The 11,875-nt window shown below is 56.4% G+C and carries 10 protein-coding genes; all 10 read left to right on the top strand.

Translation table 11 applies throughout. The features are described 5' to 3' along the window. Window positions 1-63 precede the first annotated feature (63 nt). From AAG689_RS17690 to AAG689_RS17645, 10 genes are read left to right on the top strand one after another with little or no spacing between them, the layout of a single operon-like run. Entirely contained in the window at window positions 64-441 is a 378-nt protein-coding gene (locus AAG689_RS17690; protein WP_406623100.1) for a DUF2304 domain-containing protein, read from the top strand. Continuing rightward, window positions 438-1,904, top strand: a complete 1,467-nt coding sequence (locus AAG689_RS17685) for a mannose-1-phosphate guanylyltransferase/mannose-6-phosphate isomerase (protein ID WP_406623099.1) — start codon at window positions 438-440, stop codon at window positions 1,902-1,904. The genes AAG689_RS17690 and AAG689_RS17685 overlap by 4 nt, the downstream gene beginning before the upstream one ends. Before the next feature lie 5 nt (window positions 1,905-1,909). Next, window positions 1,910-2,713, top strand: coding sequence for an ABC transporter permease (locus AAG689_RS17680; protein ID WP_406626368.1), 804 nt, complete (start codon window positions 1,910-1,912; stop codon window positions 2,711-2,713). Continuing rightward, a complete protein-coding gene (locus AAG689_RS17675; RefSeq protein ID WP_406623098.1) occupies window positions 2,713-3,774 on the top strand; it encodes a YhcG family protein in 1,062 nt (353 codons plus the stop codon). Before AAG689_RS17680 ends, AAG689_RS17675 begins: the two co-directional genes overlap by 1 nt. After that, a complete protein-coding gene (locus AAG689_RS17670) occupies window positions 3,771-4,988 on the top strand; it encodes an ABC transporter ATP-binding protein (protein ID WP_406623097.1) in 1,218 nt (405 codons plus the stop codon). Before AAG689_RS17675 ends, AAG689_RS17670 begins: the two co-directional genes overlap by 4 nt. After that, window positions 4,985-7,231 carry a class I SAM-dependent methyltransferase gene (locus tag AAG689_RS17665; protein ID WP_406623096.1) on the top strand — a complete coding sequence of 749 codons (2,247 nt, stop codon included), beginning with the start codon at window positions 4,985-4,987 and terminating at the stop codon, window positions 7,229-7,231. Before AAG689_RS17670 ends, AAG689_RS17665 begins: the two co-directional genes overlap by 4 nt. Before the next feature lie 17 nt (window positions 7,232-7,248). Then, window positions 7,249-10,215, top strand: a complete 2,967-nt coding sequence (locus AAG689_RS17660; protein WP_406623095.1) for a glycosyltransferase — start codon at window positions 7,249-7,251, stop codon at window positions 10,213-10,215. Continuing rightward, window positions 10,170-10,685, top strand: coding sequence for a hypothetical protein (locus AAG689_RS17655; RefSeq protein ID WP_406623094.1), 516 nt, complete (start codon window positions 10,170-10,172; stop codon window positions 10,683-10,685). The genes AAG689_RS17660 and AAG689_RS17655 overlap by 46 nt, the downstream gene beginning before the upstream one ends. Then, window positions 10,616-11,179, top strand: coding sequence for a glycosyltransferase (locus tag AAG689_RS17650; RefSeq protein WP_406626367.1), 564 nt, complete (start codon window positions 10,616-10,618; stop codon window positions 11,177-11,179). Before AAG689_RS17655 ends, AAG689_RS17650 begins: the two co-directional genes overlap by 70 nt. Window positions 11,180-11,190: 11 nt before the next feature. Beyond that, window positions 11,191-11,874 (top strand): FkbM family methyltransferase, encoded by a 684-nt coding sequence (locus AAG689_RS17645; RefSeq protein WP_406623093.1) that lies wholly within the window; start codon window positions 11,191-11,193, stop codon window positions 11,872-11,874. Window position 11,875 lies beyond the last annotated feature (1 nt).

Below are 11,875 nucleotides of genomic sequence, written 5' to 3'. Positions count from 1 at the left end.
CGCTTGGGTGGTCAGGGTTCCTTCCCGCCACTCCTCCATCCCCGCAAGGCGATCGAGGGACCAATGGCATCCATGCAACTTACGACAGCTCTTTTAGGGATCGGCCTGGCGGTACTGATTCTGTACCTCGTGCGCCGAGACCACTTGTATTTGATGCATGGCCTGTTCTGGGTCATGCTGGCAGCCGTAGCCGCAGTGCTGGGTGCCTGGCCCGGGCTCATCGACCGGCTGGCCGGGTGGACGGGCTTCAGTTATCCGCCAGCGCTGCTACTGCTGCTGGCTTCCATCGTGCTGGTGCTCAAGGCCCTGCATGCCGACATGCTCAACACCCGCATCGAGCGTGACGTGCGCCGGCTGAATCAGCGCCTGGCGATGCTGGAGGCCGACCTCGAAAACCTCCAGCAGGCATCCCACTCTTCCCCTGATTCTTCATCAACATGACTTCTCCCCTGCTTCCCGTCATCTTGTGCGGGGGCTCAGGCACCCGCCTGTGGCCGCTGTCGCGCGAAACCTACCCCAAGCAGTTCCTGGCACTGGGTGGCGACGGCGTCTCCATGCTGCAAGACACCGCCAAGCGGCTGGACGGCGTGGCGCCGCACATACCCCAGGCCGCACCCATCGTGGTGTGCAACAGCGAGCATCGCTTTCTGGCCGCCCAGCAACTGCAGGAGGCCGGTATCTCCGGCGCCAGGCTGGTGCTGGAGCCTGTCGGGCGCAACACTGCACCCGCCTTGACCCTGGCCGCCCTGGTCGCGGATCCGCATGCCGTACTGCTGGCCATGCCCGCCGACCACGTCATGACCGACGTGGCCCAACTGCACGGCGCCGTGCAGACCGCGTGGGAGTTGGCGAAAGGCGGAGCCATGGTCACTTTCGGTATCGTGGCCAATCGTCCCGAAACGGGGTATGGCTACATCCAGAAGGCGCAAGCCATCGACGGCTGCAACGCCTTCGCCATCCAGAGCTTTGCCGAAAAGCCCAGTCTGGAACTGGCCCAGGCCTACGTGGAAAGCGGCAACTATTTCTGGAACAGCGGCCTGTTCATGGTGCGCGCGGACCAGTGGCTCAAGGCCATGGCCGCACTGCAGCCGCAGATGCTGCAAGCCTGTCGGGCCGCCATCGAGCAAAGCAGCCGTGACCTGGACTTCATCCGGCCCCACGGCGACACCTTCGCTGCTTGCCCTTCCGACTCCATCGACTACGCCGTCATGGAACACCTACCCGGCAACAAGGCTCTGGGCATCCCCGCCCGCGTCGTGCCGCTGGACGCCGGCTGGTCCGACCTGGGCGCCTGGGACGCCCTGTGGGACGTGCTGCCCCACGATGCGCAGGGTAACGCCCACACCGGCCAGACCCTCGCTATCGACACCCGCGACAGCCTGCTGTTCTCCGAAACCTGCCTCGTCGCCGCCGTGGGTGTGGACAACCTCGTTATTGTCGAAACGCCCGACGCCATCCTGGTTGCCGACAAGCGCAAGACCCAGGACGTCAAGAAGATCGTGGCGGAACTGAAGGTGCAGAAGCGCAGCCTGGCCTCCACCCACCGCAAGGTGCACCGGCCCTGGGGCTGGTACGACAGCATCGACAGCGGCGAGCGCTTCCAGGTCAAGCGCATCGTGGTCAATCCCGGCGCGCAGTTGAGCCTGCAAATGCATCACCACCGGGCCGAGCACTGGATCGTCGTCAAGGGCACGGCCCAAGTCACCAATGGCGACAAGACATTTTTGCTGGCCGAGAACGAGTCGACCTTCATTTCGCTTGGGTACACGCACCGGTTGGCCAATCCGGGCAAGGTGCCGCTGGAGATCATCGAGGTGCAGTCCGGCAGCTATCTGGGAGAAGACGACATCGTCCGTTTCGAGGACACCTACGGCCGCGCCCCCCAACCGGTGGCCAGCCCATGATCGCCATGCCTGGCATGCCCATGCTGCGGGCGTTGTGGTCGTACCGTGGGTTCGTCTGGAGCAGCGTCCTGCGCGAATTCCAGGGCAAATACCGCGAATCCCTGCTGGGCGCCTTCTGGTCCGTGGCCAACCCGCTGACCATGATCGTCATCTACACCGTGGTGTTCGGGCGCCTCATGGGCAACACGCTGCAAGGGCACGAGCAGACCCCGTTCGCCTTCAGCATCTATCTGTGCGCGGGCGTCATCCACTGGAGCCTGTTCGCCGAAATGCTCGGGCGGCTGAACAACGTGTTCCTGGAGCATGGCAACCTCATCAAGAAATCGAACTTCCCGCGCATCTGTCTGCCCGCCATCGTCACGCTGTCGGCGCTCATCAACTTCGGCATCGTCTTCACGCTGTACCTGGTGTTCCTCGCGCTCATCGGCCACTGGCCGGGGCAGGCGCTGCTGGCAGCCGTGCCGCTGCTGGCGCTGCAAATCCTGTTCACACTGGGCTTGGGCATCTTCCTGGGCACGCTCAACGTGTTCTTTCGCGACGTGGGGCAACTGACCGGCGTGGTCTTGCAGTTTTGGTTCTGGCTCACGCCCATCGTCTACACCCTGCCCGCGCTGCCTGAAAAAGTGCGCAGCCTGATGGCGCTGAACCCGATGGCCCCGCTGATGGCCGGCTACCAGCAGATCTATCTGGACAAAGCCGTACCCTCCGCTGGGCCGCTGTTGCCGCTGGCAGGGCTAGCCGTGGTCTTTCTGCTGCTGGGTGCGGGCTTCTTCCTAGCCCGCGTGGGTGAAATGGTGGACGAGCTGTGATGCCCGGCACCCCCTCGCCCCCGCAGGCGGCCGATTATCCCCAATGGCTGGCACAACTCAAGACAAGCTTTTGGCAAGTGCAGCTCAAGGCAGCCGTGGCCGTGAATGTCGAACTGCTGCAGTTCTACTGGCAGCTGGGCGCCGACATTGCCGCGCAGCAGGCCGAGCAGCGCTGGGGCACCGGCTTCTTGCAGCGCCTGAGCCAGGACTTGATGCAGGAGTTTCCGCAGGTCAAGGGGTTCTCCAAGCGCAATCTGGAGCAAATCCGCCGCTGGCACCGCTTTTGGAGCAGCGATTCGGCAATTGCGAAGCAGGCTGCTACGCAATTGTTCAGCACCCCCTGGTGGCACAACGTGCTGATTGCCAGCAAGTGCGCCAGCCACGCCGAAGCCCTGTACTACCTGCGCCAAACCCAGGCCCACGGCTGGAGCCGCGCCGTACTCACGCACCACATCGAAAGCGGCCTGTGGCAGCGCGAAGGCAAGGCCATCAGCAACTTTGCCAACACCCGGTCCGCGCCCCAATCAGACTTGGCGGCCCAGGTACTCAAAGACCCGTATGTGTTCGACTTTCTCTCGCTGACACCCGAACACCACGAGCGCGAGCTGGAAAAAGCGCTCATCGACCACATCACCCAGTTCTTGCTGGAACTGGGCGCAGGCTTTGCCTACATGGGGCGACAAGTGCCCCTGCAAGTGGGCGAGCGCGAATTCTTTCTCGACCTGCTCTTCTACCATGCCCGCCTGCACTGCTATGTGGTGGTGGAACTGAAGACGGGCGACTTCGAACCCGAATTCGCAGGCAAGCTCAACTTCTACCTCAAGGTTGTGGACGAGCGGCTTCGCTGCGAAAGCGACGCCCCCAGCATCGGCCTGCTGCTGTGCAAAAGCAAAGACCGCCTGGTGGCCGAATATGCGCTGTCAGACATCCACAAGCCGCTGGGCCTGGCCAGCTACACCCTGTCGCACACCTTGCCCCCGGACTTGCTGAACCAATTGCCCAGCATCGAGGCGCTGGAAGAAGCTCTGCACAACGATAAAAAAAGCACCCGCCAGCCATGAGTGCAGCCCTCACCGTCACCAACATCGGCAAAGCCTACAAGCGCTACCCCAGCAAGTGGGCGCGCGCGTGGGAATGGATCAGCCGCCGCACCATGCATGAGAAAACCTGGGTGCTGCGCGATATCGCCTTTACGGTAAAGCCCGGCGAGGCCGTGGGCATCATTGGTGTGAATGGCGCTGGCAAAAGCACACTGCTCAAGATCATCACCGGCACCACCCAGCCCACGCAGGGCAGCGTCACCCGGCATGGCCGCGTCGCCGCATTGCTGGAACTAGGCATGGGCTTTCATCCCGACTTCACGGGCCGACAAAACGTCTTCATGGCCGGGCAACTGCTGGGCCTGACGCAAGGCGAAATCACCGCCTGCATGCCCGCCATCGAAGCCTTTGCAGAAATAGGCGACTACATCGACCGCCCCGTGCGCCTGTATTCCAGTGGCATGCAGATGCGCCTGGCCTTCAGCGTGGCCACGGCGGTGCGGCCAGATTTGTTGATCGTCGATGAGGCGCTGTCGGTGGGGGATGCCTATTTTCAGCACAAGAGCTTCGACAAAATCCGCGAATTCCGCGAAAAAGGCACGTCGCTGCTTATCGTGTCGCATGACCGCAGCGCCATCCAAAGCCTGTGCGACCGCGCCATCCTGCTTGAACACGGCTTTGTTATCAGAGACGGGTCACCTGCGGAGGTCATGGACTTCTACAACGCGCTTATTGCCGAGCGTGAAAATGCCACCATAGAGGTTAAGCGCCTAGAGGGTGGTCGTATGCAAACGACCTCGGGCACTGGCGAGGCACGGGTCGAATCCATTGAACTGCGCAACTCAGAAGACGAGGTTGTCGAATACGTCAATGTGGGCGAGCCGGTGTGTCTGCAGGTACGGATTCGTCTGCATGCCGACTTGCCCGATCTGGTATTTGGCTACGTAATCAAGGACCGGTTGGGGCAGCCGATATTTGGCACTAATACATATCATCTCAAGGTGGCTATGGTGCAATTGAAGCGAGGTGAGGTGGTCAGTCTGGGGTTTTCTTTCCCGGCCAACATCGGCGTGGGCTCGTATTCCTTGTCCACAGCGCTACATGTGGTGGACACCCACCTGGCTACCAATTACGAGTGGCGCGATAGGGCGCTGATGTTCAATGTGGTCAATGTCAACCGAAACCCGTTTGTGGGGGTAAGTTGGCTTGTACCTCAAGTCGAATACAAAAAGTGAAATCTACCGGCTTTTACCGTGCCTTTGAAGAACGTTATCGAGGTTCGCGCGAGTTGATCTCTCAGCGTCTCGAAACTTATCTTCCTTTCATCCAGCCGCTACTGAGTATTTATCAGCCAGCCAATGCTATCGATCTAGGTTGTGGCCGAGGCGAGTGGATAGAACTGGTGCAGGACGCGGGCTTCTTGCCTCAGGGTGTTGATTTTGACGTCGATATGCTTGCAGCCTGCACAGAGCGCGGGCTGCCAGCGGTTGAAGGAGACGCAATTGCCTACCTGAAATCATTGGGAGATAGGACACAATGCATTGTGTCGGGATTCCACGTCGCAGAGCACATTTCGTTCAGTGACCTTGAAACTCTGGTGGCTCATGCACTAAGGGTGTTGAAACCGGGCGGTTTGCTCATTCTTGAAACACCTAACCCAGAAAACCTGGTAGTGGGGACTAGTAGCTTCTTTCTCGACCCCACCCATCTGCGGCCTCTCCCTCCCCCACTGCTTTCGTTTTTACCTGAGCATTACGGTTTTGCTCGAGTACGCACCTTGAGGTTGCAGGAGTCGGCTGAACTGCGCTCACGCACCGACATCCGTATGATGGATGTATTAGGTGGTGTCAGTCCCGACTATGCCGTGGTGGCGCAGAAAGCGGCTTCCCCTGACGTAATGGCATCCTTCGATGCTGCTTTTGCGGCCCCTTTCGGAATAGAGCTACGAGAAATTGCTGATCGGTATGACAGTACGCTGGCGCGACGCATGGCCGAGATGCACCAGCGCATTGCCAACGTTGAAGATGGCGTGGTGGCCGCCATAGGCCATCTTGATGAATGGCAGAGCCGACGGGACATAGGAACTCAGGTTGTACGCGCGCAAGCCGATGGTGTGCAGCGCGAGACAGAAACTGCATTCACCTGGCAGCGTGCTACCGAAGTAGACGTACTCGCACGGTTGCATGAGGGGCGTGTCGCCGAAGCTGAGGGTGTCCTTCAGGTGATCCAGTCCAGATTGACGCAGATGGAGCGGGAGATGGCGACGGCCCAGATGCAGTTGAATGCACTGAATCAATCGAATCGCCATTATTGGCACCTGGCGGACGACCGCCATCAAAAGCTCTTGTCCGTATACCGAAGCCTATCGTGGCGTCTGACTTCTCCTTTGCGCTTTGTCGGTGGGTGGATTCTGCAAAAAAAAACATTTTCACAAGATGCCGTGAGCGAAGTTCAGGCTCAATCGGAATTCAGCCCTTCCGAGACAAAGCAGCCGCCACCAGTTCCGCAGAGAGTGTCGATTGTCAAGTGGGGGATTGCCCGGCTTCTCAAGAATGCAACTTTAGTTGCACTGGTTCATGCAATATTGAAGCCGTTCCCTAAGCTCCATGGATACGCTATTCGTCAAGTCAATCAGGCTGTCAATATTCCGGTGCACCCCGCCAGGTTTGTTAGGGGGGCAAATGGGTCTGGGCCAAGGGCGGTGCTCCAGATTTTCCTGGATGTAACATGTCTGATCAATGAAGATAAGTTGGGTGATGCACAAGGGGTGGTCAAAAATCTGTTGATTGAACTGATCTCCAGTCCTCCTGCAGGGTTCTTTATCCGGCCAGTCTTTGCAAATCCTGGAGAGCAGGGGTATCGCCATGCGGGTGAACGAATTGCACAGCTCTACGGCATCGGTGAAGCTGCGGTGGGCATTATTGCCCCCCAGCGTGGCGATATTTTTCTTGGGCTTGATCTCCAGCCTACCTTGGTCACACAAAACGCCCAGTATCTCGATGCGATTCGTCTGGCGGGTGTTCGGGTCTATTTCGTTATTTACAATCTTTTGAATGCCGGGCATTCACGGTATTTTCCGCCTGAGATATTTTCTTTGCGCGAAAAGTGGCTGCAAGTAATATCAAAAGCCGATGGTGTGCTTTGTATTTCACAAGCAGTGGCCGATGATTACAGCGCATGGGTTCGAGAGAATCTTCCCGAGCGTTTGCAGTCGATCGAGGTGCATAATTTTTCGTTGGGGGATGATCTCTTGTCTGTCCCGGCAGATATGTTCCGTTCGGACGGTGACCCAGTCTCGCATGGTATCGCGAGAATCTCTTGGGCCCAAAGTGCCCGCCAATTGGTCGAATGCGTCCTGCCAGTCGCAGGTCAATACCTGTCTTGGAGCATTGATGGCAAGGATGGCCCGGTGACGGTAGCCGACGTGTTGCTTGGGATCCGGCGTGAACTGGTTGCCTATCAAGGGGGACCTCAATGAGGGGAAGTGGAGAGGCTGTGCCGAAGATCAACCACCAAGGACTGCGGGTCGCAGTGCTGGCAGCGGGGCCGACGACTGGCGTGGTGGGTGGCGCCGAGAGGTTGTATGAAGGATTGCTCGGTGGTTTGAGGCAACTCGAATGCGAGGCTGAACTGATTTCCATCCCTGCAGATGAGCCCAATTTCAATGCCATTATGGGCAACTACGATCGCTGTGAAGCGCTGAACGTCTCTAACTTCGACGTTGTCATCTCGACGAAGGCGCCGACCTATGCAGCGTGCCATCCGTGCCACGTTTTGTATCTAGTCCATACGGTTCGCGTGTTCGATGACATGTTCGAACGTGTCTTTCCCAATGCCGGGCAGCAAGACTATTGGCAACGCGCACGCATTCATGCACGAGACCTCAAGGCGATGACACAGGTCAAAGCCCGATTCGCGATTGGGCATGAAGTGGCCGACCGGCTTTATCGTTGGCGTGGGTTGGATGCTGAGGTGCTGCATCCTCCACTGGGCGTCACTGGCTTTCAATGCGCGACTGCTGCGGACTATTTTTTCTTGCCGGGCCGCCTGCACGACTGGAAACGTGTCCATTTGGTGATCGAAGCGGTACGTTGCTCGTCCCGCCCAATGAGACTGCTGATCGCGGGAACTGGTGAAGCAAAGACGAAACTGGAAGCATTGGCAGCAGGCGACCCGCGAATCGAATTTCTAGGCAGGGTGAGCGATGCTTCCCTGATCGAACTATATTCTCGGGCGCTTGCCGTCCCATTTGTGCCTGAGCGGGAAGACTATGGCTACATCACGCTCGAGGCCTTTGCCAGTGGAAAGCCAGTTGTAACCTGTGTGGATTCAGGAGAGCCGGCGCGCATCGTCATTGACGGGATTTCTGGCCGCATCTGTGCACCGGACCCTAAGGAAATTTGCAAAGCGCTCGAATCGCTATTTGATAATCCGCGCCAGGCTGAAGAAATGGGCCAGAACGGGCGGGCCTGGGTCGCCCAAATGCATTGGAGCGATGTAGCACAGAAACTGTTGAATGCCGCGTTGGCTCCCCAGAGAGAGACGATACCGGACAAGCTCAAGGTCGCAGTTTTGGACATGCAGCCCATCGACCCGCCAGTGGGCGGCGGAAGACTGAGGCTCCTAGGGCTTTACCACAACCTGGGTAGTGAAATCGACTGTACCTACATCGGAAGCTACGACTGGCCCGGTGAGTGCTATCGGCGACACAGGCTCAGCCCAGGCTTAGAAGAAATCGATGTGCCATTGAGCCGCGAGCACCATGCAGAAGCGGGGCGATTATCGGCTAAAGCAGGTGGCAAAACGACCATTGATATTACTTTTGGACGGTTGGGGCGCTTATCGGTCGAATACGTTCGGACGGCCCGCGAAGCGGTACGTGAGGCAGACGTGGTGGTGTTTTCGCATCCTTGGGTGTATCCCTTGCTTGCAGCAGAACTCCGCCCCAATCAAACCATTGTGTACGATTCGCAGAATGTCGAAGGTTTTTTGCGCGCCCAGTTGCTGGACGAAAATAGTTCCGTGGAGGCAGAACTGCTGCGATGCGTGGTCGACGACGAACTGCGTCTGTGCCAGCGGGCTGACCTTGTCCTGACGTGCTCCCAGGAAGACGCATCACGCTTCAATCGCTTGTACAGAATTCACGCCAACAAATTGCGCGTAGTGCCTAACGGTGTCATGGCATTTGCACATCCAAGGCCTATGCCCGCAGACCGAATGAATGCAAAAAGGCGGCTGGACATTGCGCAATGGTCACTGGTTGCGATTTTCATCGGTAGCGCTTATGAGCCCAATGTGGAGGCTGCCCAATTCATTGTAGATCAGCTGGCGCCGGAAAGCACCGATACATTATTTGTGATCGCAGGTGGTGTGGGCAAAAGAGTCGCGTCGGTACATAAAAATGTACATATTACGGGGCCAATCGAAGAGGCAGAAAAGGTGCAGTGGCTGACTGCGGCAGACGTAGCAGTCAATCCGATGTTCTCGGGCTCGGGAACAAATATTAAAATGTTTGACTTCATGGCATTTGGATTGCCAATCATTGCCACCGAGATTGGCGCGAGGGGTATTACAAAGAACTCCGGTGATGCCGTCGAGATCACTGCTCCGCAAGCGGCTCCATTTATAAAAAATATCAATCAACTTAAGGATCCAAGGAAGAGGGAGAGCCGAGGAGAAAAGGCCCGTATCTGCGTTGAGCAATACTATTCATGGGAGCGCATCAGCAAGTTCACAGGCCAATTGCTGGCCGCCCGTAGTCGTTATGCATTGCAATCCGTACCTCGTTTCTCGGTGCTTATTGTAGCGTCGGGGGGCTTCGATGATCTCAGTGCTTTTTGCTTGGCGCTTGGCTGCCAGATAGAGCGCGATTTTGAGTTGATTGTGATAGACCGTGCATCAGGTTCGAGAAAGAATCAACTGCAGGAGTATGGGTTTCCATTGGTATATATGCATGCTCCTCATTTGGGGCTTGGTGCCGCAAAGAATGTGGGCGTTTCGCTAGCGAATGGAGTAATTTTGGTGCTAGCACAAGAATATGATTTACCTGACGAGGCATGGCTTTTTCAGCTACGTGAAAGTGTGTCAATGGCAGCAGGTGGTGCGCAGTCCATAGCTTGGGTGCCTCTATCACATGCGGGGGCGGGTGCTGCCTTACCGCGAATAGCTGTGCGTACGGAAGCCCTGCGGGTAGTGGGAGGGTTTGAGGACGATGCCGTAACCAATGACTTGGCTGATCCGGAAACGCTGATTGCTCGATTAAGGCGAATCGGGAGGATAGAGGACGCACCGAGCATGGAAAATCCGACCTTAATCAAGGGAGGAAAGTGCGCGGTGGTGATGTTTTCAACCCAAGGGCATAAATGCGGTGTTGGGGAGTATGCGGCAAGCCTCGGGACTGCCCTGAAAAAAAGGGGATGGCTGTTCATGTCATCAGCTGCCGCAGCGAAACTTCCGGCGTGACGCTAAATGATGCAGGGCAGGGTGCGCATATTGGCTGGTATTATGATGATAAATCATTTGCCCATAGCTTTATATATACAGAAACGGTGGATTTAATTCGATCAACGGGCTCGAATAGGGTGATTGTTCAATACCATCCTGGATTTTTTCCGGCTGAGGAGTTGAGACGTTTTGTGAAAGAATGCATTGAGAACCGATGGCAGGTGATCATTGATAACCATCGTTTCAGAGTCGAGGATGGGCAGGCATTGATTGAAATGGCGGCAATGGGTGCTTGGGTATTCTTCCATAGATTGGCGGAGTGCAATGCTGCGAAAGAGCTTGGTTTGAAAGCGATTTACTCCCCTATCGGATTGAAAAGTAATATTCCCGATGTGCCAGAGTCAATAGGTGGCAGGGACTGGAAAAAAAGCCGCCAACGCTTGTCACGACTGGTTTTCTCCGTCCTCACAAGAACATTCAAACGCTGATTGGTGCAATGCCAGCGGTTCAAATTGAATTTCCGGGTGCGGTGCTCCGTGTTCACTGTGCAGAATATCCAAGTGACGACTCTAGGGAAGAACTGAGACGTTGCCGAGAAATGGTGGATGCACTAGGTCTGGAAGCCCATGTTGTTTTTGATACCACATTCCATGAGAAAAAGGAACAACTTACATTGCTTTGCGACGCAGACCTTGCACTCTTGGCCTATGAACAAAGTGAGGAAGGCGGGAGTGCCGCCGCTGCTGATTGCTTGTCCGTGGGGCTCCCTCTTCTGATCTCGGGTGCCCGAATTTTCGACGATGTACGTGAATATGCCTGTACCGTGGAGGGAGATGCTGCCGTGTGGGCGCAAGAGATAAAAGAAGTGCTTCGGTCGGTAGAGAAATACGATGCTCTGCGTACAAGATCAATTGATTATGCAGAAAAGCACGACTGGGATAGTTTGGTAGATCGCTTCATTTCTTTGGAAAAAGCTCTCTAAAGGAGATTTGAATGGACCAGAATTCCAGCTATGACAATCAGGCTGTCGAGGTAATGAAACGGTTGCTCCGGAGGAATTCCATCTGTGTTGACGTGGGCTGCCATGTCGGGACATTCATGGATGATTTCCTCAGACTCGCTCCCGAAGGAAAGCATTTTGCATTTGAACCTCTGCCAGATCTTTGCGAGGGGCTTAGGCGTAAGTATGAGGGTGTGTCTAATGTGACCGTCATAGAGGCAGCGTTGAGCGACCATGACGGTAAATCACGATTTACGCATGTGGTAAGTAATCCTGGGTACAGTGGTTTACGTGAACGTCGATATGAAAGGCCGGATGAGAGTTTGCAAGAGATCGATGTGTCACTTTTACGGCTGGACCAAGTCATACCGGTCGATTTATGTGTGGATATGATAAAAATAGACGTGGAAGGTGCGGAACTGGAGGTGATGAGGGGGGGCGTACAAACGTTACGCCGCAGTCAACCTTGCATCATATTTGAGCATGGGCTTGGAGCGGCGGATTGCTATGGAACTACGCCGGGCGATATATACGAGTTGCTATGTGGGACATTGGGTTATCGAATCCATTTGATGGCAAGATGGTTGCGCAATGGCGAAGATTCGGGTCTGGGAAGGGGAGAATTTGAAGACGAGTTTTATAGCGGCCGTGAATACTATTTCATGGCGGTTCGTTAAG

It is taken from the genome of Acidovorax sp. SDU_ACID1 (assembly GCF_045291395.1).
In the GTDB taxonomy this organism is placed as follows: Bacteria; Pseudomonadota; Gammaproteobacteria; order Burkholderiales; family Burkholderiaceae_C; genus MR-S7.
Note: the sequence above shows the minus strand (reverse complement) of the source record. Positions and strands in the feature narration are given on the sequence as shown.

Coding starts and splice junctions, on each gene's coding strand:
- AAG689_RS17655 (WP_406623094.1), top strand. CDS start 10,170: ATGGCTGTTCATGTCATCAGCTGCCGCAGCGAAACTTCCGGCGTGACG.
- AAG689_RS17685 (WP_406623099.1), top strand. CDS start 438: ATGACTTCTCCCCTGCTTCCCGTCATCTTGTGCGGGGGCTCAGGCACC.
- AAG689_RS17645 (WP_406623093.1), top strand. CDS start 11,191: ATGGACCAGAATTCCAGCTATGACAATCAGGCTGTCGAGGTAATGAAA.
- AAG689_RS17680 (WP_406626368.1), top strand. CDS start 1,910: ATGCCTGGCATGCCCATGCTGCGGGCGTTGTGGTCGTACCGTGGGTTC.
- AAG689_RS17690 (WP_406623100.1), top strand. CDS start 64: ATGGCATCCATGCAACTTACGACAGCTCTTTTAGGGATCGGCCTGGCG.
- AAG689_RS17670 (WP_406623097.1), top strand. CDS start 3,771: ATGAGTGCAGCCCTCACCGTCACCAACATCGGCAAAGCCTACAAGCGC.
- AAG689_RS17675 (WP_406623098.1), top strand. CDS start 2,713: ATGCCCGGCACCCCCTCGCCCCCGCAGGCGGCCGATTATCCCCAATGG.